This window comes from Rhizobium sp. UFLA01-1127 (genome assembly GCF_059803845.1).
Genome location: NZ_JAUQTZ010000076.1, coordinates 1 through 22153 on the forward strand (window position 1 = coordinate 1; position 22153 = coordinate 22153).

The following is a 22153-nucleotide window of genomic DNA, read 5'->3' on the forward strand; positions in this document are numbered from 1 at the left end:
CCAAGGAGTCTGGCCGGCTTTCTGGCTGCTGCCCGAGGATGGCTCCTGGCCGCCGGAACTCGACGTGGTGGAGATGCGCGGGCAAGATCCGACCACCGTCAATGTTACGGTGCATTCGAACGCCACCGGCGAGCATACGAAGACGTCCATTCCTGTCCAAGTGCCCAGTACCGACGGCTTCCACAACTACGGCGTACTCTGGGACAAGGATCAGATCGTCTGGTATTTCGACGATGTTGCCGTTGCCCATGCCGATACGCCCGCCGACATGCACGGCCCGATGTACATGCTGGTCGATCTCGCCGTCGGCGGCGTGGCGGGCACGCCGACGGACGGATTGCCGAACGGATCGGAGATGAAAATCGACTATATCAAGGCCTATTCCCTGGACGATCACGCCGCCCAGCTCGCCGCTTCGTCCCAATCCACGCATACGACGGATTGGCATATCTGACTAAGGAAGCACACTTGAACCGAAACAGGCGCTTCGAACGGAATCCTTCCGAGGCGCATATGCCGTGTCTGATCTTCAAAGCCGGCAGAGGCGCGCGCCTGTTCCGCAGCAGCATCGCAATCGACGCGGGGGGCGTGATCTTTTCAGAGTCGTTCTGTGCACTTCAAGCTTGTGTTTCTCGCATGCCGTTATCGCAAAACCGCCGCATATTCTTGCGTGCCACGCTTTACTTCTCCCTGAACGCCCGCCTGATCTGGTCGGTCATCGGCTTCGTCAGATAGGCAAGGACGCTTCTCTCTCCCGTCTGCAGGAAGGCTTCCACAGGCATGCCGGGCAGCGGCGTAAGCTGCCCCAGCCGCTCCCATTCCGGCTTCGCCACCTTTGCCCGCACGACATAGTAGCTCTGGCCCGAGCGTTGGTCAGTCGCAAGATCCGCCGAGATGGTATCGACATGCCCGTTCAATTCCGGCGTGATCCGCTGATTGAAAGCGGGAAAGCGCAAGGATACCGCCTGTCCCACGGTAATCTGATCGATATCCTGCGGCGCAAGTTTCAGCTCGGCGACCAGCGCGTCCTTGTCCGGGACGATCTGCAGGATCGCCTCTGCCGGTGAGATGACGGCCCCTTCGGCATGGATGCTCAGCTGGTCGACAATACCTGCCTGAGGCGCCTTGATGTCGATCCGTTTCAAATCGTCCTCGGCCGCGATCAGGCGCTCGGAAAATTGGCCGCTATCGCTCTCGGCCTGCCGCAGCTGATCGGAGACCTCCGAACTATGATCGGCATCGATCTGCAGGATCTGCAGCTCGGTTTCGGCGATCTTGCCGCGGGTCTGTGCGATGGACGAGACGAGGTTGCCGAGATCGCCGGTCAGCGAGGCGCTTTCCCGCTGCAGCGAGTAGACTTTCGTCGCCGAAATGATGCCCTGATCGAGCAGGCCTTCCAGGCTGCCAAGCTCCTTGGCGATCAGTGCGATCTCGCGCCGCTTGCCCTCTTCCTGCGCAACAAGACCTTCTATCTCCTGATGGAGCTGCTGAACGCGCTCATGAAGCTGCGACTTCTGCCCGTCGCGCGATGCCTGACGATCGCGAAAGAGCCGCCGCTCACCTGCCAGAATGGAAGCCACATCCGCATTTCCGGCGGACGAAAGCAGATCGGCCGGGAAGGCAATATCCTGACTGCCGTCGCGTTCGGCTGCCAGACGCGCCGTGCGTGCGGAAAGTTCGTTGAGCCGCTTGCGGACGATGGCGAGATTGGCTCTGGTCTGTGTGTCGTCTAGCCGGACGAGCACCTGACCAGCCGCGACATGATCGCCGTTCTTGACCAGGATCGTCCGGGCGATCCCGCCCTTCAGGTGCTTCACAGGCTTCACATAGCTGTCCACGACGAGCGTACCCGGAGCAATTACAGCGCCGGCAATCCTGGTTGCAGTCGCAAGACCGCCCATGACGCCGAACAATAGAAGAATGGCCGCGATCACCAGCAGCGACAAGTGGCGGATCGTCCGTTCGGTCGATGGCGAAGCCTTCCTGTTCATCCGTGCGTCTCTCCGCCGGCAACGGCCAGATGGGCCGCTCCGACCTGCTTCGGCGACGGGCCGAGGATGTCTTTCTTTGGTCCGAATGCCTGGACCTGGCCACCGGCAACGATCATGACCGTATCGGCAGCGGCAAGAGCACTCGGCCGGTGGGCGATGACGATCGCGATACCGCCGCGCTCGCGCACGCCGGCAAGTGCGGCCGTCAAGGCTGCTTCTCCCTCCGCATCCAGGTTGGAATTCGGCTCGTCCAGAACGACCAGAAACGGATCGTCGTAAAGCGCTCTCGCCAAGGCGATGCGCTGCCTCTGGCCGGCCGAAAGACGCGATCCCCCTTCGCCGATCTTCGTATCGAAACCGTCGGAGAGCTTGACGATCATGTCGTAAACACCTGCCGCCTTCGCCGCCGCGATGACCGGGTCGGTTCGCATGTCCGCAGCAAACCGCGAAATATTCTCGGCAATCGAGCCGTCGAAGAGGTCCACATCCTGTGGCAGATAGCCGACATGCCGCCCCAGTTCGTCCGTATTCCATTGCGACAGAGCCGCTCGATCGAGCCTCACCGTGCCGATGGCGGCCGGCCACAGCCCGGCAATCGCGCGGGCGAGCGACGATTTGCCCGATGCGCTCGGACCGATGATACCGAGCACCGTCCCCGCCGCTATCCTGAACGAGACATTGCGCAGGATAAGCTCCCGGCCACCCGGAGACGCAACGCTGATATTCTCGACGCTGAGCTCCCGTAACGGCGGTGGCAATGCGAATGGCTGCTGTTCGGGCGGCGCAGCATCGAGAAGCTTGGCAAGCCGCGTCCAGCCTTGGCGAGCGGCAACAAAGCCCTTCCATTGGGCAATTGCAAGCTCGACGGGCGCCAGTGCCCGTGTCAGGAGGATCGAGCTGGCGATGATGATACCTCCGGTCGCTTCCTGGCGAATGACGAGGATCGCGCCGACAGCGAGAACTCCGGACTGGAGCATCATACGCGCGATCTTCGCAGCAATGGTCAATGCTCCAACGACGGTGCTCGCCGTCAGCTGATGGCTGAGATAATCATCATTCATTGCTGCCCATTTCTCGATAAGCCTGCCGGAAAACCCCATGGCGACGGCAGCCTCCCAGTTCCGCCGCGCAGCCTGGGCAAAACCGAGACGCGCCGCCGAGGATTTGGCCGCCTCAAGGGCCGGTCGACGCGACAGCATCTCGGCAGCCACGGTAATGCTGACGAGCAACAAGGCGCCGCACAAAGCAGTGAAGCCGATCCAGAAGTGGAACAGAAAGCAAAGGAGCAGATAGAACGGCACCCAGGGCAGATCGAACGGCGCGGTCGAACCGCTGCCGGAGAGGAAAGAGCGGATCTGCTCGAGATCACGAACGGATTGCAGGCCATCGTCCGATGTCTGCTTTTTGGTCGGCAGGAACAGAAGTGCGCCAAAGACTTTCCTGTTCAGCCGCTGGTCGAGCGACATGCCGATGCGGACAAGCAGCATGGAACGCAGGAATTCGAGTACGCCCTGAAACAGATAAAGGGTTACGACAATGATGACGAGACCAGACAATGTCGGCAGGCTATGGCTCGGAATGACCCGATCATAGACCTGAAGCATGAAGAAGGAACCCGTCAGTGCCAGCACATTGATGGCCGCACTCGCCAGAGCGATGCCGATGAAGGCTTTGCGAAGCGCCGACAGCATCAGCACGATAAATGTCTGCGGCGGGTCTTTCGGGACGGCAAGCACCTCGCTTCGATCCTCAACATTGGCCGTCGCGTACGGCAGGGGTTTACATGACGCTCCCGGCGCCACCTCCCGCTCGGCGCCAGGAACCAGCAAAGCGATAGTCGATGGCCAGGGCCATCACTATCATCCTTGCCTGACCTTCGGTGATCCCACGCAATTTAGGAGGTCGAAATCTGCCTGGAATGCGATTTCGGTGAATCCAATCTTGCCATAGAATACCTTGTCCATTTGCAGGACAATTGCGCCATGAAATGGGGCAGCAGCCAGTTCCGGCAAGATGCATTGCCCATCATATCGACGTATGCAGGCGGTATCTCGCCGCCCGCATAGTTTGCTCAGTCGAATTTCTCGGTGGTATCCGCCTTGCCCTTCACCCAATAGCCGGACGCCTTGATCCAGCTCAGCGGATAGCTTCGTTCTTCGACGAGATAGGAACGCAAGGCGCGCATGACGGAAGCTTCCGCAGCAATCCAGACGAAGGTGCCTAGCAGCAGATCGACCGACTGCAGGACATTCATCAGCGCAGATGCGTCCGTTGCTTGCGAAAGGGGCCGATATGCCCAATGCATGTCGAGCTTCGCCTCGGTTTGAAACGCCTGGCGTTCGGCGGCATCTGCAACCGCAGCAATCGCCGTGATATTCATGCCCGCACCCGCCTCTTCGATGCGGCGGCCGATGGCTGGCAGCGCCGTTTCATCGCCGATCAGCAGCCAGTTCTCGATGTCGGAGGAGATAACGGCAGAGCCGCGAGGACCGCCAATCTCCAGCCTGTCGCCGACGGCAGCGTCAAGCGCCCATTGGGTAGCAGGTCCGGCCTCATGGATGGCGAAGTCGAGAACCAGCGTCCGGGCATCGGTATCGTAGCGCCGAGGCGTATAGTCGCGCCGCTCCATCTCCTCCCCGGCACCCGGAACCAGAACCTTGATGTGGTCGTCAGGCGCGAGGCTGACGAAATCGGAGAGATCGTCGCCTGACAATTGCATGCGCAGCATGCCGGGCGTGATCCTCTCGATCGCCGTCACCGTCAGCGAACGGCGCTTCAACTCATGGCGGACGCGTTCGATCCTGGAAGCGGAAACAGCTGAATTGGAAGTCTGGGGAGTGTCCATTTGTGTCCTTTCGAGGCGCTTCGACCTTCGATCCGCAGGACACAGTCGCGCAGACCGAAGCCGCAGAGCTGTTCGATCATACGCGTTGAGTGACGTTAACGCTTACGTGGCCGAGCAAAATCCGGCCAATTTGAACCTCTCTATAAAAGAGGATTTCTCTTCGCGCAACGAAAAGATGATAATTTTAGACAAGTTTTTTAGCGGCGAGCACCACCACAACCGCAAACTCAGCCGGACGGTTCGGCACGACCTTTCAAAGCCGTGCCGACCGGGTCTGCTACAAAAGCGCTTTTTCCATCAAACGCGCCAGACGTTCGGCAAAGGCCCGCGGATCGGCGGGTTTGTCGCCATCGAGGACGCGAGCCTGGTCGAGCAGCAGGAAAGCCGCGTCGTCACGCAAGGACGGCGCATCCGCCTTGGCGGCGATAGCCCTGACGACAGGATGATCCATGTTGACTTCCAGGATCGGCTTGGCGCCGGACTGCAGCCGGCCAGCCCCCTGCAGGATTTTTTCGAGCTGGCGATCATAACCTTGCTCGGAAGCAACGAGGCAGACGGCGCTTTCGATCAGGCGATCCGAAGCACGCACGTCGGAAACCTCGTCGGCGAGCTTCTGCTTGGCGTAATCGAGAAAGGCCTGCACTTCGGCCGACGCGCTTTCGCTTTCCGGCTTTTCCTCATCCTGCTTCTTGAACTGGGCGAGATCGGCGGAACCTTGCGTGATCGACTTGAAACTCTTGCCTTCGAATTCCGGTGCATTCGTCACCCAGAAGCTATCGACGGAATCCGTCAGCAGCAGGACTTCGATGCCGCGGGCACGGAAACCTTCGAGCTGCGGCGAAGCTTTCAGCTGCTCCAGGCTGCCGCCGACCAGATAGTAGATCGACTGCTGGCCTTCCTTGGCATCCTTGATGTAGTCGGCAAGTGAGCGATAGCCGTCGCCCGAAGTGGTCGTACTGAAGCGCGAGAGGGCCAGAAGCTGCGAGCGGCGCTCGAAGTCTTCGTAGATGCCTTCCTTGATGAGGCTGCCGAAATTCTCCCAGATCTTAAGGAAGGCGTCATGATCGCTCTCCGCCTGCTTCTCGATCGCCGTGATGATGCGGTTGGTCACGCCTTTACGGATCGCCGTCAGGATCGGGCTTTCCTGGATCATCTCGCGCGAGACGTTGAGCGGCAGGTCGGCCGTATCGACGAGACCGCGCACGAAACGGAGGTAGCGCGGCAGCAATTCGGCTTCATCGGTGATGAAGACGCGCTTCACGTAGAGCTTCATGCGGCCCTTGCGATCCGGATCGAAGAGGTCGAACGGCTGCGAGCCCGGCACGAAGGCAAGCGCCGAATATTCATGTCGGCCCTCGGCACGGAAATGCACCGTCAGAGCAGGTTCATCATACTGGCCGGACACGCCGCGGTAGAAATCGGTATATTCCTCGGCCGTGATGTCGTTTTTCGATTTTGTCCAGAGCGCGGTGCCATCGGTGAGCTGTGTCGCTTCCTCGCCGGGCTTTTCGGCGATCTTGATCGGCACGGGGACATGGCCGGACTGCTCCTTGACGATACGCTCGACGCTCCAGCGCGAAGCATAGCTCTTGGCATCTTCCATCAGATGCAGCGTGATGCGGGTACCGCGCGCTGGCGCCTCGCTGACATCGACAGGCGCGACACTGTAACCGCCCTTGCCGTCCGAAGACCAGAGCCAGGCGTCATCAGCGCCGGCACGGCGGGAGACGACATCGACCCGATCAGCAACCATGAAACAGGAATAGAAGCCAACGCCAAACTGGCCGATGAGCTGCGCGCCCTCGCCCTGCTTGTTGGCTTCGATGCGCTCCATGAAGGCGCGCGTGCCGGAGCGTGCGATCGTGCCGAGCGCCTCGATCATCTCGTCGCGGCTCATGCCGATGCCGTTATCTTCGACGACAAGCTTGCCGCCATCGGCATCGAGCGTCAGCAGGATGCGGCTGTCGGGATCGCTGCCGAGCAGGCCCGGATGAGCGATCGCCTCGTAACGCAGCTTCTCGCAGGCATCGGCAGCGTTCGAGATCAGCTCGCGCAGGAACACGTCCTTGTCCGAATAAACCGAGTGAACCATCATATGCAGAAGGCGGGCAACGTCGGCCTCGAAGACGTGGCTCTCGGCGGTCATTTCTGCGGTGGTGGTCGTCATGTGCGTCTAGTCTCCTGGGAATGTTGAAAGTCGCGCCGAACAGGTGGCGGAAGACGAGGGAAATTTCAAGCGGGCGCCGTCACGTCAGGCTCGAAACAGGCAAATAGCCTTGTTTCGTCGGCAAAAATCACTCGCCCTGCAGGTTGGTACTTGGCCATCACGCAGGATTGATAAAGGCGGAGCGCGCCTGCGGCGCGGTGCCGCAGTGATTGCCATAAAATTGGCAGAGGCGCGCCGAAGATCGCGAGGGTCACGTTGACGGGCAGCTCTGTTGAGGAGCCCGTCGATCTGTTTTTCCAGAAAAGGAGACAATTGTGCAAACCCTCCGCAATGCATTTCTCATCGGCGCCGGCCTTATTGCAGCCACGGGATTGGCAGGCCAGGCTTTAGCGCAGCAGAAGATGGAACAGTCCGCCAGCTCACATCAGATGACCGTCCACCTGCCGGACGGTTCGCTCGAAATTATAAGATACCGCGGCAATCAGCCGCCAACCATCACCTTCCCAGGTGATCCCGATGCAGCCTTGCGGCTCTTCACGACGCTCGATCCGTTCGATGCTCACTCGCCCTTTGCCGACATGGAGCGCATCTCGGCTGCGATGGACCGCGAGACGGCGGCCATGATGAGCGATGCCCGGTTCTTCACGCCGTGGCCCGATGGCACCGATGATCTCATGAAGGTCGATCTATCCAAGCTGCCGAAGGGCGCTCAGGGATATACGATGATCTCGACGACATCAGGAAAAGGCACTTGCACGCGGACCATGGAATATTTCAGCTCCGGAAGCGGCAAGCCGCAGATCAAGAGGAGCAGTTCAGGAAGCTGTGGTACCCAGCAAGGCTCCACGGCCAACCCGGCACATGCCATCGAGCCGCAATCATTGCCCCGGCATCAGCCATCCAATGTGATCGAAGCTTCGTATCAGCCAAGCCCGAAAACAATGAGAACGGCAGCATTGTTTTAGAACAGCGCTCCAACGTAAGCAGTATCGGTATCGCAAGCGGGGTGTCCGACGAGGACATCCCGCTTGTATTAATATCTTAACCGACGAGTACGGCCTGCGCGCATCCTCTGCGCAAGCCAAACTGCCAAGGAATTAGTCATCGCACGATCGCAAATGATCAAACTTTGAGCAACTATCAAAATCGCCCAATATTTCAGCGAATATACTTGCCCGCATTGCTGCATTGCGTCATAAAGCCGGGATGAACCGTCTCGATCTGACCATTCTTGTGATCGACGAAAACACAATCCGAGCCTCGATCATCGAGGAAGGTTTGCGGGAGGCTGGCCATGCGCGGGTGACGGTCATCCATGAAGTGCAGGGTGTGGCGCGCACGATCGAGACGCTGCGGCCCGATGTCATCATCATCGATCTCGAAAATCCGAACCGCGACATGATGGAGCACCTGTTCCAGCTGACGCGGACGGTGGAACGGCCGATCGCCATGTTCGTCGACCGCTCCGATACGGCCTCGATCGAGGCGGCGGTCGATGCCGGCGTATCGGCCTATATCGTCGATGGCCTGAAGAAAGAGCGTGTGAAGCCGATCCTCGACATGGCCGTCAGCCGCTTCAACGCCTTCAGCCGGCTGCAGCGGGAACTGGCTGACGCCAAATCGGCGCTTGAAGAGCGCAAGATCGTCGAACGCGCCAAGGGTATCCTGATGAAGATGCGCGGCCTTTCGGAAGACGAGGCCTTTGCGCTGCTGCGCCAGACGGCCATGAACGAGAAGAAGAAGATGTCCGAAATCGCGCAAAGCGTCGTGACGGCAGCGGGTTTGCTGATGTGAGCGCGCCAAGGCCGACCCCGTCCGCAGCCCCGAATAGGGAGACATCGGAGTGAATATGAGAGTGCAACCAGACAAGAGCAATCCTCCCGCCCCTGCAAGGATAGCCAGCGAAGGCCCGCGCACATTGCGCGCAGGCTTCATTCCGCTTGTCGACGCTTCCGTGCTGATCGCCGCCGCAGAGTTCGGCTTTGCCCGCAAGGAAGGCATCGCGCTCGATCTCGTCAAGGACGTTTCCTGGGCCAATGTCCGCGACCGGCTTGCCTTTCGCCAATTCGACATCGCTCACATGCTCTCTCCGATGCCGGTCGCGGCGATGCTCGGACTTGGCTCGAACCCATCGCCCACGGTGACTCCATTCTCGCTCGGCTGCGGCGGTAACGCCATCACCCTGTCGACCCGGCTGTTCGACCGCATGTGCAGCGAGGCCGGCCTTTCCGATCACGCAGGCGCGCTCGAAAATTCGCAAGCGCTCGCAAAAGTAGTAAGGACCATGAAAGCGCGCGGCGAACAGCCGCCGACACTTGGCATGACCTACCCATTTTCCTCGCACAACTACGAATTCCGCTATTGGCTGGCCGCCGGCGGCATCGATCCTGACTGGGACGTGAAGCTTGTCGTCGTGCCGCCGCCGCTGACCTCCGATGCGCTCGCCGCCGGCGCCATCGACGGATTTTGCGTCGGCGCTCCGTGGAACATGGTCGCCTCCGAGCGCGGCGTCGGCCGCATCGTCGCCGCCAAGCAGGACATATGGCCGTCGGCCCCGGAGAAGGTGATCGGAATGCGCCCGGAATGGGCGGAAAGCCATCCCGAGACGGTTTCGCGCCTCATCGTCGCCCTTGACGCGGCGGCACGCTGGTGCGACCGGGCGGAAAATCACGATGCCCTTGCCGAAGCGCTTGCCGACCAGCGCTATATCGCAGCCCCCGTCCATATCATCCGCCATGTGCTGGCGGGCGAATTCAATCTCGATGCCAAGGGCCATCGACGCATCGTCGACAGATATTTCAGTTTCCATGGCGGCTTTGCCAATTATCCGCGCCCGAGTCAGGCCCTTTGGATCCTCAGCCAGATGGCACGCTGGGGGCAAAGCGCCCTATCCGAACAGAATATGAAAATGGCGGCCTCGGCCTATCGTTCCGATCTCTATCGGCTGGCGCTCGGAAACGAGGCATCGCCTGACGATGCCGATATTCGTATCGAGGGCGACAGAGACGGCGATCGCTTCATGGATGGGCATGTTTTCAATCCCGCCGACATGGCCGGCTACGTTGCCGGATTCGCCGTGAAGACGTCACGAACGATGCGGTCTTTCAGCGACGATATTTAGTATTCCCTCACGCTGCACTGCACAGAATAAGCGCAGGACCGCAAGCAGAGCGAACGGCATCCGCTCAAAATATTTGCACAAAGACCGACTGCCCACAAAATAAGCCACCGCACCGCATTCCTGAATCATCACGCAACTACAATAGGATGATATCAGCTCTGCGAACTGGCACGCGGCTTGCGTAGTTAGTTTCGTCTCGATCAACGGCGATCAGGCACGCAACGCGCGGAAAATGCGCTCGCTAAAGACATCGACGTCGCTAGGTTTCTGCCCCGAGGATTTTTCTGTCCCGGGCCGCATTGGCCAAGCGGCGTTTTTTCATGTCCAAATCCACGCATCACGAGCAAAACAAGGGGAACTGCAAGTGAAGAAGATCCTGTCCGGTGGTGTTACGCGCCGCAATCTCTTGAAGACGTCTGCGACTGCCGCCCTGATCGGCGCCGTCAAGGCAGCCTTCCCTTCCGGTGCCTTTGCGGCAACCTCAGGACCGGAAGTGTCGGGGGTCAAACTTGGCTATATCGCCCTGACGGATGCGGCACCGCTGGTCATTGCCAAGGAAAAGGGCCTGTTCGAGAAGCATGGCCTTCCCGACGCCGATGTCGCCAAGCAGGCATCGTGGGGCGCAACCCGCGACAATCTCGTGCTTGGCGGAGCGGCCAACGGCATCGATGGCGCGCATATTCTCTCTCCGCTCCCCTACCTCATGCATACCGGCAAGGTGACGCAGAACAACCAGCCCGTGCCGATGGCGATCCTCGCGCGCCTCAACTACGACAGCCAGGGCATCTCGGTTGCCAAGGAATATGCCGAGACCGGCGTCCAGCTCGACGCATCCAAGCTGAAGGCGGCCTTCGACGCGAAAAGAGCGGCTGGCAAAGAAGTGAAGGCAGCCATGACCTTCCCGGGCGGCACGCATGATCTGTGGATACGCTATTGGCTGGCTGCCGGCGGCATCGACCCCGACAAGGACGTCTCGACCATCGTCGTGCCGCCGCCGCAGATGGTGGCAAACATGAAGGTCGGCAACATGGACGTCTTCTGTGTCGGCGAACCCTGGAACGAGCAGCTCGTCAACCAAGGCATTGGCTTCACGGCATGCACGACCGGCGAGATCTGGAAGGGCCACCCGGAAAAGGCTCTCGGCATGCGTGCCGACTGGATCGAGAAAAATCCGAAGGCCGCCAAGGCCCTGCTGATGGCCGTCATGGAAGCCCAGCAATGGTGCGACAGCATGGACAACAAGGAGGAAATGGCCTCCATCCTCGGCAAGCGGCAATGGTTCAACGTGCCGCCGAAAGACGTGCTTGGACGCCTCAAGGGCGACATCAATTACGGCAACGGACGCGTCGCCAAGGGCACCGGCCTCTACATGAAGTTCTGGAAGGGCGGCGTCTCCTATCCCTATCAGAGCCACGATGCATGGTTCATCACCGAGAACATTCGCTGGGGCAAATTCGCACGCAATACCGACATCAAGGCGCTGGTGGGCCAGGTGAACCGTCAGGATATCTGGCTCGATGCCGCCAAGGATCTCGGCGTCGCCGCATCGGACATTCCTTCATCGACCTCGCGCGGCAAGGAAACCTTCTTCGACGGCAAGGTTTTCGATCCGGAAAACCCTGCAGCCTATCTCGAAAGCCTCTCGATCAAAGTGGCGTCGTGATGGTCGGTGCCCTCTTCCAAGAAGGATTCGTTTAATGTCCGTAACTGCCCGCAAACAGCACGAAGCCATTGCGCAAGCACATGCTCCCGCAAAGAGCAGCGTCGTGACATTGGCGGCCCGTCCGGCCCGTCGCGTCGATCCAGGTCGCATCGCAGCATCAATCTTGCGCAGCGTCCTACCGCCCTTGGTGGTGCTGGCGCTTCTGCTCGGCATCTGGCAGCTGCTCTGTGGGCAGCCGGGCGCCAGCCTGCCGCCGCCTTCGCAGGTCTGGCAGGACAGCTACGATCTCATCGTCCATCCCTTCTTCTACAATGGACCGCAGGATATCGGTCTTGCCTTGCGCGTGCTCGTCTCCTTGCAGCGTGTCGCCTACGGCTTCGGTCTTGCCGCCCTCGCGGGCGTGCTGATCGGTGCGGTGATCGGACAATCGGTTTGGGCGATGCGCGGTCTCGACCCGATCTTCCAGGTGCTGCGCACCGTGCCGCCGCTTGCTTGGCTGCCGCTCTCGCTCGCGGCCTTCCAGAATTCCAATCCGTCCGCGATCTTCGTGATCTTCATCACCTCGATCTGGCCCGTCATCATCAACACGGCGGTCGGCGTTCGCAACATTCCGCAGGATTATCGCAATGTCGCCAAGGTATTGCGGCTGAACCAGATCGAATTCTTCTTCCGCATCATGGTGCCGGCGGCTGCTCCCTATATCTTCACCGGGTTGCGCATCGGCGCCGGCCTCTCCTGGCTTGCGATCGTTGCCGCAGAAATGCTGACCGGCGGTGTCGGCATCGGCTTCTTCATCTGGGACGCGTGGAACTCCTCGCGACTGCCCGACATCATCGTGGCGCTGGCCTATATCGGCGTCACCGGTTTCATCCTCGATCGCCTGGTCGCGAGCCTCGGTGCCGTCGTGACCCGCGGCATGACGAGCAACTGAGGAGATTATGGTGAGCGCCTATCTGAAGCTCGATCACATCGACAAATATTTCGATCGCGGCGGCCAGCGGGCCGAAGTGCTTGCCGGCATCGAACTCGTCATCGACAAGGGCGAATTCGTGTCGATCATCGGCCACTCCGGCTGCGGCAAGTCGACCCTGCTGAACCTCATTGCCGGCCTGACGCGGGTCTCCGCCGGCGCGGTGCTGCTCGAAAACCGCGAGGTCAACGAACCCGGCCCCGAGAGAGCCGTGGTCTTCCAGAACCATAGCCTGCTGCCCTGGCTCAATGTCTACGAAAACGTCAATCTGGCCGTCTCGAAGGTGTTTCGCGGCACGAAGACCAAAGCCGAGCGCCATGACTGGGTGATGAGCAATCTCGACCTCGTGCAGATGGCACATGCCAAGGACAAGCGTCCATCGGAAATATCCGGCGGCATGAAACAGCGCGTCGGCATCGCCCGCGCGCTTGCCATGCAACCGAAGATCCTGCTGCTCGACGAGCCTTTCGGAGCGCTCGACGCGCTCACCCGCGCCCATCTGCAGGATGCCGTGATGGAAATCCATGCCCGGCTCGGCAATACGATGGTGATGATCACCCATGACGTCGACGAGGCGGTGCTTTTGTCCGACCGCATCGTCATGATGACCAACGGTCCCGCTGCCCATATCGGCGACATTCTCGAAGTGCCGATCGCGCGGCCACGCAACCGCATCGAGCTTGCTTCCGACCGAACCTATCTCAAATGCCGCGAGGCCGTGCTGAAGTTCCTCTACGAACGCCATCGCTTCGTCGAAGCTGCGGAGTGATGCGCGGAAACTGGTCATCATCGACACCTGTCTTACGGCCGCAGCGGCTGAGTAAACGATCGCGACGCTACGGCAGCCTTATTACAGGTAACCTCTGCCCCACGGCGCCGGGCGTCACATGTGACGCGCAAAGGTCGCTGCGGCACTTCAAAGCGGCTGCATAAGCCGGCTCCGGCTGCTGCGGAACAGTCTCCATCGCTGCGGCGTTTCGTATTAATTCCATCCAGGGGGTTGATATCATGCGCCGCCAAGCATGCATTCTTGCCGTCATCGCTGGATTTTGCTTCGCGATGCCGGCCGCAGCCGACGAAAGCGGATTTCTAAGGCCGCTGGACGGCAATTGGACAGGCACCGGCAAAGTGCTTCGAAAGATCGGCAGTTCGCCGATCAATGTCTCCTGCAGATTCAATATCAGCGCACCGGGCGCTTCGATTTCGATGAGAGGCAGTTGCCGCAGCCTTCTCGTCGTCAACCGCCCGATCTCGGCCGAGCTTGCGGCGCGAGGAACACATTATTCGGGTACCTATATCGGTCCTGCCGGAGCAGCATCGCAGCTTGCGGGAAGCCGGCAGGGCAATGTCATCAATCTCGCCGTGCGCTGGGCACGTCCGGTCAATGGCGACCGGAATGCCAATATGACGATCCGCAAACAGGGCAACAGCCAGCTTTCGATCGCAACGACCGCCCTGGATCGGTCGTCCGGCAAGCCGGTCGTGACCAGTGAAATCAACCTGCGCCGCCTTTGATGGCTCCGGCAACCAGTCCTTGATCGGAATGGTCGTCCCAACACCCCAGACCGCCAATGGATGCGTGAGCCAGGAAGGTCGGCATCATCGCCGCCGCTCCCGGCTTGCTTGACTTTCTGAATTCGACATGAGAACATACAGTGAACAAATGGAGTTATCCATGACCAAAGCCGAACAAGTCATCGAACGTGCAATGACCTTTGTCGCTGTCTCGAAGGCCCTTCGGGAGCGCGAACAAGAACGGCGCGCCAACTGGACGCGCCGTGTCGAAATCAGCCGGCCGCTACCGCCCCTGCCGCGCGCCGTTCAGCTCTCGTTGAAACTCGATAGCTGAAGCGGCGGAGACGGTAACAGCACCCGGCAGGCTGCGAAGCGCCCGCCTTTCGGCGGGCGCACGGCCCTCCGGTCGTCTCAGGCCTTGAAGAAGGCCAGCAGATCCGCGTTGACGACATCCGCATGCGTGGTCGCCATGCCATGCGGGAAGCCCTTATAGACCTTGAGCGTGCCATTCTTCAGCAGTTTGATGGAAAGCTCTGCCGAGTCTGCGATCGGCACGATCTGGTCGTCATCGCCATGCATGACCAGCGTCGGCACCTCGATCTTCTTCAGATCTTCGGTGAAGTCCGTTTCCGAGAAGGCCTTGATGCAATCATAATGAGCCTTCGCGCCTCCCATCATGCCCTGACGCCACCAGTTGTCGATCACGCCCTGAGAGACAGCAGCGCCCGGACGATTGAAGCCGTAGAACGGACCTGCCGGGATATCGCGAAAGAATTGAGCGCGATTGGCGGCAAGTGCGGCGCGGAAGCCATCGAAAACTTCCAGCGGCAGGCCGCCGGGGTTCTTGTCGGACTTGACCATGATCGGCGGTACGGCGCCAATCAAGACGGCCTTCGAAACACGGCCATGTCCGCCATACTGAGCGACATAACGCGCGACTTCGCCGCCGCCGGTCGAATGACCGACATGAATGGCGCCCTTGAGATCGAGATGTTCGGCAAGTGCCGCGACGTCGGCGGCGTAAGTGTCCATGTCGTTTCCGGTTGCCGTCTGGCTGGAGCGGCCATGGCCGCGACGGTCATGCGCAATGACGCGGTAGCCCTGATGGAGGAAGAAAAGCATCTGAGCGTCCCAATCGTCGGAGCTCAAGGGCCATCCGTGATGGAAGACGATCGGCTGGCCCGTTCCCCAATCCTTGTAGAAAATCTGCGTGCCGTCCTTGGTAGCGATCGTGTTGCTGCTCATTGTGTCCTTACCTTTCGAAGATGGTTGCTTTGTAGAGGCTTGTGCAGGTTGAGCGAATGGGGTGACGGCTGCGGCGGCCGCAAGGCCAAGCCCTGCTGTCATGACACCCCGGCGGGTAGCTTGATGGATCGACTGGCTCATTTCAATCTCCACTTAAATTTATTGTACGATTTATTATCGCGATATCGACACTCATAATGCCTTTCCATTTCCTTGTCCACATAAAATTACCAAACAATTATTTAGTGCAATAATAAATTGCGAACATGACACCCGGTCATGCGCATCGTCGGGACGCGTCGAAGCCGACGGTTCTCAATTCTGAGAACCGGACGACGCGTTACCAACACCAGTAAAGCTATTGCACGGGCTTATCGACAAAATGCGCTGTCGCGAACTCTGCAACGTGTTCGTTCGACTTTCTCGCATCGTCGAGCCAGAAGGGGAAAATCTGCCACTGATGGATCATGCCAGGCCAGATTTCCAAGCTCACCTTGCCGCCGGCCTGGCGCACCTTGTCCGCGAACCGCGTGCTGTCATCCAACAGCGCCTCGCGAGCGCCAACCTGGATCAGCAACGGCGGGAATCCGGAAACATTGCCATAGAGCGGCGATATGTCGGGGTCAGCGAGGGGGCGATCGCGCGCGAACGCATCGTGGATGAGGGTCAGTTCCGCCTTGTTCATGAAGGGATCATTCGCGGCATTGGCAGCCAAGGATGCGCCCGTTGCGGCAAAGTCGGTGATCGGGCTCATCGCGACCACCGCGGCTGGAAGCGCGCCGCTCAGCCTGAGCTGGTTCAAAACGACCTCGATGGCCAGGGTTGCCCCGACAGACTCGCCGACAACAACGATATTGCCGGCCTTGTACCCCGATGTCAGAAGCCAGCGATAGGCAGCAATGGCATCATCCCTCTGCGCGGGAAAGCGATTTTCAGGAGCGAGGCGATAGTCGATCAACAAGACATCGGCCGACGCCGCCTTGGCAAGCGCGCCCGCTATGTTGCTGTGTGTACGCAGCGAGCCGCTGTAAAGGCCGCCGCCATGCAGATAAAGAATGGCACGCCGACCAATCGGATGGTGCAATCGCGCAGGCCATATCAGATTGCCATCCACGCCGTTGGCATCGACATGCCGTATCTGCACACGCGCTGGGCCTGGCGTCGATGTCATGAGCTTCTCGAAACCGGAGCGCCGCTGCAATAGGTCGGTTCCGGACATGGCACCGTTATCGCGCAAGATGCCGATCAGCTTCTCGATCTGCTCGCCCGATGTCTTGGTCTGAGGTGCAATAGCGCTCGCCTCCGCAGCCATGCCCCGCTCTATCGACCAGCAACCCGCGGCAATCAGCACGATCATCGTCACAACAAAATGACAGACGCCGCGAAATGATCGGAACTCGCTCATACCCACCCCTAACGCCGAACACGATGTCGTGATGCCACGGTCGCAGAAACACGGTGCGAGTCAAGCGGGATAGGCGGCGGCAAGCGTGTCGAGCCCGACCGGGCGTATGCCATGCGTGCCGATCCATCAGCTGTAGTGTACGCCTTGGTAAAGAACGTAGCCCACCGGGTGATGCGTGAAGTGAAGCACCGGCAGAACGGGATCGGTATTGTCGTCGGTCGGATAGGCCGAAGCGATGGGAATATATTCGCCCTGCAGTTCGATCGGCTCTCCCGCAGTCAAGTCGGGGATCTCATGGTCCAGCCCTTCATTATCCCCGAAGCGGACAGCGACGAAAACGGTCTGCCCGTTGATATCCTCGTCACTGCCCTCGAACTTCAAAACCGCAGTGATCGTGACGGTGAAGTGCTGATGGTTGGCGCCGTGGTGATTCGCCGGCGCTTCGAACACATGGGCAATCGTCCCCCGCACGCGCGCAAGCGGCGCCCCCAGAGAATGCGAAAACCGGTGGTGGGGAAGGATCTTGTTCGCCCGATTGCTCATCATCACCTCGTTGGGGGAACCGGCATGATCGAAACTTCAATCGCCTGCTTACCGGCCTTCCATTGCATTCGAGTGACAATGCAGCCTCGAAGAAAAGGAGGGCTTAACCTGCCCGGTGCCGGACGGACGGCAGACGTGCCATGATGGCTTCACGGGCGGTGCGCGATCCGGCAAGACGCCGCCTCGTTCTCGCCAGCACATTGGCATTCGCCTCCTCCGGCGTTCCGGAGTTGAAGGGGGGGGCCGGCGCGTATTCAAGCGAGAGCTGGATTGCCTCGGCCTCTTCCGCGTCGCGCAAGGCCGCGACGATGGTCAGACCGAAATCGATGCCGGCCGTCACACCGCCGGCTGTGAAGAGATTGCCGTCGCGCACGACACGTCCGGGCGTCACAACAGCACCGAAACCTGCGAGAAAATCGCGTGCATTCCAGTGCGTGGTGGCCTTCTTGCCGTCGAGCAGACCGGCCGCGCCTAGGACGAGGGAACCGGTGCAGACGGATGTCACGAAGCGCGCACCCTCCGCTTGTGTACGGATGAAGGACAATACCACCTCATCCTCCAGCAGCGCGTTGACGCCGCCACCTCCCGGCACGCAGATCACATCCAGTTGGGGGCACTCGGCGAAACTCGTCGTCGGCTGCAGCACCAGCTTCGTTGCAGAGATGACGGGAGCGGTATCCTTCCAGACCAGGTGAACGTCGGCGTCTTCCATCGAGGCAAATATCTCATAGGGCGCGGTCAAGTCGAGTTGTTGGACGCCGGGAAAGGCAAGTAGGCCAAAGCGGATGGTCATGATACGTCTCCAAAGATTGACTTCGCAGAGCTTATGCGAGAACAATCTGGCCTGTTTGCCAAATCTCAGTCATTTCTTGCCAATCATGCGCCGTATCGAAATTCTTGCGTTCGACAATGCCCAGCTGCTCGATATAACCGGGCCGCTGCAGGTCTTCACCAGCGCCAACGAGGCTGCGATCAAGAATGGATCGCCGACGCCTTACGAGGCTGTCGTCGTCGCCACGAACGCGCAGACAAGAACCAGCTCCGGCCTTGTGCTCGCAACTGCGCCGCTTGGTGACGCCGATAACGCGCTCGACACTCTGATCGTCGCAGGCGGTCGGGGCGTGAACAAGGCCTGCGAAGACTTAAACCTGCTCGACTGGATACGCCGGCGATCGGCCAATGCCCGTCGCACCGCCTCCGTCTGCAGCGGCGCCTTCCTCCTTGCGCAAGCTGGACTCTTGAACGAACGTCGGGCTACAACTCACTGGAATCGCTGCGAAGAATTTACCGAGCGCTTCCCTCGCGTAAAGCTCGAGCCGGATCCGATCTTCGTTCGGGATGGATCTGTCTGGAGTTCGGCTGGCGTGACGGCAGGCATCGATCTTTCACTTGCTCTCGTGGAAGCGGACCTCGGACGCAAGCTGGCTCTTGCCGTCGCGCGCACGCTCGTCGTTTTCCTAAAGCGACCCGGCGGCCAGGCACAGTTCAGCACGACACTGCGCTTGCAGGAAGGCGGCGAGCGCTTCGATCGCCTGCATGGCTGGATCATGGACAATCTACTCGCTGACCTTTCTCTGCCGGCGCTTGCCGAGCAAGCGAACATGAGCGCGCGCAGCTTTTCACGCCATTATCTGAAAGCAACCGGGCGCACACCCGCACGAGCCGTGGAGGAAATCCGCATCGAGGCGGCCCGCCGCCATCTGGAGGAAGGCCTGACGGTGCATCAGGCACGCATGCGCTGCGGCTTTACCTCGGAGGAAACCATGCGGCGCAATTTCATGCGAAAATTCGGGACGACACCACAGGCATTCCGCGATCATTTCGCTTGAGGCCTGCCTGCGATCCCGCGCAATATTGACATATCCGCAGCAGGACGCTCAGTCGGCATAAATATCGTCATCGCATCCTTCCCGAAACGGGCGGAGTCGTCTTAGTTTGTCTGAACCGGATTCAAGACAAGGCTATGCACATGGCAACGCACCGCTTCCTGCCCACTCACTATCACAATGTCATCGGTTCGCTGCCGCCGGCCCTGCATGTCGCCGACGGCGATACGGTGATCACCGAAACACTCGATGCCGCCGGCTACGACAAGCATGACGTCCACATCATCTCCGGACCCAACCCGATGAACGGGCCTATCTTCGTCGAAGGTGCCGAACCGGGCGATTCTCTCAAGGTGGAGATTCTTGCCATGCTGTCGACGCGCGAAACCGGATTTACCCGCAGCGTCGTCGCAAGCAATGTCGTCGATCCTCAGGACGTATGGGCCTTGCCGGCCAGCCACAGAGTGATCTGGCAGATCGATCGCGAGGCACTGACGGCGCGGCTGGCCGAGCCCGTGGCCGGTCTCGAATCCCTCATTCTGCCGCTCTCGCCGATGATCGGCTGCTTCGGTGTCGCACCTTCGTTCGGACAGGCCATATCGACCGCGACCAGCGGCGAGTTCGGCGGCAATATGGACTATCGGCTGCTCGGGCCGGGCGCGACCGTCTGGTTTCCTGTATCGGCTCGCGGCGCCCTCTTTTTTCTTGGCGATTGCCATGCCGTCCAGGGCGACGGCGAGATCGTCGGCACCGGGATCGAAACCACCTTCGAAGTAACGGTGCGACTGAGCGTGGAAAAGAAAAAGACGATCATCTGGCCGCGCGGCGAGACGGCGGATGACATTTTCACCATCGGCAATGCCCGGCCGCTCGATCAGGCCCTGCAGCACGCCACCAGCGAAATGCTGCGCTGGCTCGGCGCCGATTATGGCCTGGACAAGACAGCAGCCAGCCATCTTCTCGGTCAGGTCGTGCGCTACGATGTCGGCAACGTCTTCGACCCCGCCTACACGATGGCCTGCCGTATCTCGAAATCCTGGCTGAAGCACCGCTGACGCCGGGACGGGCTATCAGCTTGCATCCTGCGACAGGTCGCGCCGCTGGCGCGACACGTTGCTTTCCTGCCGCTCCCGCGCCATGCGGCTGACGGCGGCACGCAGTTGCGGATGGCGCGACATGAACAGATTGAAGTCGCGACGGTCCAGCACGAACAGCTGACAGAAATCGACGGCGACGACGTCGGCCGTGCGGCGTGCGCCCGTCAAAAGCGCCATTTCACCAAAGAAGGCGCCGGCGTCGAGCCGGATCTCGTCATCTTCCAGCTGCACTTCGACCGCGCCGGAGGCGATGAAGAACATGCTGTCGCCGCGATCGCCGGTTCGGATCACCCGATCGCCCGGCGAGGCCGATCTCGGGCGGAAGAGCAGCAGAAGCTCCTCATGCTCGTTATCATCAAGTTCGGCGAACATCGGGAAGGTTTCGATGAGCTGCTCGATCTCGAGATGATGCTGGCGATCGCGCTCCTCGCGCTGCTTGTTGATCGCGGTCAACTGGCGACGCAGACCGTCCTGCTTGGCCATCCCATATTTGTTCGCCAAGAACGGCGAGCGCGCAAACGTCCATTTCTCCAGCTTCTCGGTGGCAAAGAAAGCGAGCGGATTGAGCGTGATCGACAGGATCGCGCCAGCAAGGATGAGATCCTGCCCTTCCCTTGTCAGCAGCCCGAGCGAAACGCCAAGTCCGGCGAGAATGAAGGAGAATTCGCCGATCTGCGCCAGACCCGCCGCAACCGCAAAGCCGATGCTGGCGGGATAGCGCAGCAACAGCACGACGCCGAAGGCGATCAGTGACTTGCCGAGCATGATCAATGCGAGCACGCCGATGATCATCAGCGGCTCGCGGATTAGGACCGTCGGGTCGAAAAGCATGCCGACGGACACGAAGAACAGAACCGAAAAGGCGTTCTGCAACGGCAGCGAGTCGGCCGCCGCCCTATGGCTGAGATGCGACTCACTCATCACAAGACCGGCAAAGAAGGCACCGAGCGCAAAGGAGACGCCGAATATTTCGGCCGCGCCGAAAGCGATGCCGAGCGCGATCGCCAGAACCGACAGAGTGAACAGTTCACGCGAGCCGGTACGCGCGACCGACGTCAGGAGCCAAGGCACCACGCGTGGGCCGATGAAGACTGCGACCGCGGCAAAGGCCGCTACCTTGAGGAGCGTCATGCCGATCGTGAGCCAGATCGAACCGGACGCCGCATGGCCGCCGGCATCCGCATGACCGCCCATGACACCGGCAAAGGCCGGCAGGAGCACCAGCGCAAGCACCATGGCCAGATCCTCGACGATCAGCCAGCCGACCGCAACGCGGCCATTGGTCGAATTCACCAGATTGCGTTCTTCCAGCGCCTTCAAAAGCACGACGGTACTGGCAACGGCAAGGCTGAGGCCGAAAACCACGCCGGCTCCAAAACTCCAGCCCCATAGCGACGTCAAACCCACGCCCAGCACAGTCGCGATCGCGATCTGCCCGATGGCACCGGGAATGGCGACGCCGCGCACCGCCAAAAGATCGGCGGCGGAGAAATGCAGCCCAACGCCGAACATCAGCAGGATGACGCCGATCTCGGCTAATTGCGACGCAAGCGAGACATCGGCCACAAAGCCCGGCGTGGACGAGCCTATGATGACGCCGGCCACCAGATAGCCGACGAGCGGCGGCAGGTGCAGCCTGTCGGCCAGATAGCCGAAAATGGCCGCGAACACGAAGCCGGCGGCAATCAATGCGATCAATGCAACGTCGTGCGGCACGGCAGTCCTTCCCGTTTCACGGCGTCAAAGCCTTATTGTCCTTGCTGAA

20 protein-coding genes are annotated in these 22153 nt (G+C 60.4%); 11 read left to right on the forward strand and 9 right to left on the reverse strand.

Going from position 1 to position 22153, the window contains the following annotated elements; translation table 11 throughout:
• Positions 1 to 454: glycoside hydrolase family 16 protein (locus tag Q4Q11_RS19025; protein ID WP_498570489.1), on the forward strand; the 454-nt coding region annotated here is incomplete at its 5' end.
• Between the two features lie 226 nt (positions 455 to 680).
• Here Q4Q11_RS19025 and Q4Q11_RS19030 read toward each other — a convergent pair.
• The 4 genes from Q4Q11_RS19030 to htpG form a co-directional block, all read right to left on the reverse strand.
• The gene (locus tag Q4Q11_RS19030) at positions 681 to 1991 is read right to left on the reverse strand and encodes an HlyD family type I secretion periplasmic adaptor subunit (protein WP_498570490.1); all 1311 of its coding nucleotides are present in this window, start codon (positions 1989 to 1991) and stop codon (positions 681 to 683) included.
• The gene (locus tag Q4Q11_RS19035; protein ID WP_498570491.1) at positions 1988 to 3727 is read right to left on the reverse strand and encodes a type I secretion system permease/ATPase; all 1740 of its coding nucleotides are present in this window, start codon (positions 3725 to 3727) and stop codon (positions 1988 to 1990) included. Before Q4Q11_RS19035 ends, Q4Q11_RS19030 begins: the two co-directional genes overlap by 4 nt.
• A gap of 335 nt (positions 3728 to 4062) precedes the next feature.
• Entirely contained in the window at positions 4063 to 4836 is a 774-nt protein-coding gene (locus Q4Q11_RS19040; protein ID WP_498570492.1) for a siderophore-interacting protein, read from the reverse strand.
• Positions 4837 to 5113: 277 nt separating this feature from the next.
• Positions 5114 to 7003, reverse strand: a complete 1890-nt coding sequence (gene htpG, locus Q4Q11_RS19045) for a molecular chaperone HtpG (RefSeq protein WP_498570493.1) — start codon at positions 7001 to 7003, stop codon at positions 5114 to 5116.
• A 314-nt stretch (positions 7004 to 7317) separates the two neighbouring features.
• Between htpG and Q4Q11_RS19050 the strand changes: the two genes are divergently transcribed.
• The 8 genes from Q4Q11_RS19050 to Q4Q11_RS19085 all read left to right on the forward strand — a co-directional run bounded on the left by Q4Q11_RS19050 (position 7318) and on the right by Q4Q11_RS19085 (position 14606).
• On the forward strand, positions 7318 to 7968 hold the full coding sequence (locus Q4Q11_RS19050) for a hypothetical protein (RefSeq protein ID WP_498570494.1): 651 nt from the start codon (positions 7318 to 7320) through the stop codon (positions 7966 to 7968).
• 241 nt (positions 7969 to 8209) lie between these two features.
• Positions 8210 to 8797 (forward strand): ANTAR domain-containing response regulator, encoded by a 588-nt coding sequence (locus tag Q4Q11_RS19055; RefSeq protein WP_112512640.1) that lies wholly within the window; start codon positions 8210 to 8212, stop codon positions 8795 to 8797.
• 55 nt (positions 8798 to 8852) lie between these two features.
• On the forward strand, positions 8853 to 10124 hold the full coding sequence (locus tag Q4Q11_RS19060) for a CmpA/NrtA family ABC transporter substrate-binding protein (RefSeq protein ID WP_498570495.1): 1272 nt from the start codon (positions 8853 to 8855) through the stop codon (positions 10122 to 10124).
• A gap of 364 nt (positions 10125 to 10488) precedes the next feature.
• A complete protein-coding gene (locus Q4Q11_RS19065) occupies positions 10489 to 11787 on the forward strand; it encodes a CmpA/NrtA family ABC transporter substrate-binding protein (RefSeq protein ID WP_112512642.1) in 1299 nt (432 codons plus the stop codon).
• 34 nt (positions 11788 to 11821) lie between these two features.
• Entirely contained in the window at positions 11822 to 12718 is an 897-nt protein-coding gene (gene ntrB, locus Q4Q11_RS19070) for a nitrate ABC transporter permease (RefSeq protein ID WP_112512643.1), read from the forward strand.
• A 10-nt stretch (positions 12719 to 12728) separates the two neighbouring features.
• Complete coding sequence (locus Q4Q11_RS19075; RefSeq protein WP_113215788.1) at positions 12729 to 13526, forward strand: ABC transporter ATP-binding protein; 798 nt, start codon at positions 12729 to 12731, stop codon at positions 13524 to 13526.
• A gap of 239 nt (positions 13527 to 13765) precedes the next feature.
• Positions 13766 to 14272: a hypothetical protein gene (locus Q4Q11_RS19080; RefSeq protein ID WP_112512644.1), complete on the forward strand. Its 507-nt coding sequence runs from the start codon at positions 13766 to 13768 to the stop codon at positions 14270 to 14272.
• Positions 14273 to 14432: 160 nt separating this feature from the next.
• A complete protein-coding gene (locus Q4Q11_RS19085) occupies positions 14433 to 14606 on the forward strand; it encodes a hypothetical protein (RefSeq protein WP_086005378.1) in 174 nt (57 codons plus the stop codon).
• Positions 14607 to 14683: 77 nt separating this feature from the next.
• Here the strand turns inward: Q4Q11_RS19085 and Q4Q11_RS19090 are convergent, their stop codons facing one another.
• The 4 genes from Q4Q11_RS19090 to Q4Q11_RS19105 all read right to left on the reverse strand — a co-directional run bounded on the left by Q4Q11_RS19090 (position 14684) and on the right by Q4Q11_RS19105 (position 18258).
• A complete protein-coding gene (locus Q4Q11_RS19090; RefSeq protein WP_112512645.1) occupies positions 14684 to 15517 on the reverse strand; it encodes an alpha/beta fold hydrolase in 834 nt (277 codons plus the stop codon).
• Between the two features lie 358 nt (positions 15518 to 15875).
• Positions 15876 to 16874: an alpha/beta hydrolase gene (locus tag Q4Q11_RS19095; RefSeq protein WP_498570503.1), complete on the reverse strand. Its 999-nt coding sequence runs from the start codon at positions 16872 to 16874 to the stop codon at positions 15876 to 15878.
• Positions 16875 to 17048: 174 nt separating this feature from the next.
• Positions 17049 to 17465: a hypothetical protein gene (locus tag Q4Q11_RS19100; RefSeq protein WP_112512647.1), complete on the reverse strand. Its 417-nt coding sequence runs from the start codon at positions 17463 to 17465 to the stop codon at positions 17049 to 17051.
• A gap of 103 nt (positions 17466 to 17568) precedes the next feature.
• The gene (locus Q4Q11_RS19105) at positions 17569 to 18258 is read right to left on the reverse strand and encodes a DJ-1/PfpI family protein (protein ID WP_112512648.1); all 690 of its coding nucleotides are present in this window, start codon (positions 18256 to 18258) and stop codon (positions 17569 to 17571) included.
• 85 nt (positions 18259 to 18343) lie between these two features.
• On the opposite strand from Q4Q11_RS19105, the gene Q4Q11_RS19110 reads away from it, so the two are divergent.
• Entirely contained in the window at positions 18344 to 19294 is a 951-nt protein-coding gene (locus Q4Q11_RS19110; RefSeq protein WP_498570496.1) for a GlxA family transcriptional regulator, read from the forward strand.
• A gap of 140 nt (positions 19295 to 19434) precedes the next feature.
• The gene (locus tag Q4Q11_RS19115; protein ID WP_498570497.1) at positions 19435 to 20346 is read left to right on the forward strand and encodes an acetamidase/formamidase family protein; all 912 of its coding nucleotides are present in this window, start codon (positions 19435 to 19437) and stop codon (positions 20344 to 20346) included.
• A 15-nt stretch (positions 20347 to 20361) separates the two neighbouring features.
• Here Q4Q11_RS19115 and Q4Q11_RS19120 read toward each other — a convergent pair whose 3' ends face one another.
• Positions 20362 to 22104 carry a cation:proton antiporter domain-containing protein gene (locus Q4Q11_RS19120; protein WP_498570498.1) on the reverse strand — a complete coding sequence of 581 codons (1743 nt, stop codon included), beginning with the start codon at positions 22102 to 22104 and terminating at the stop codon, positions 20362 to 20364.
• Positions 22105 to 22153 lie beyond the last annotated feature (49 nt).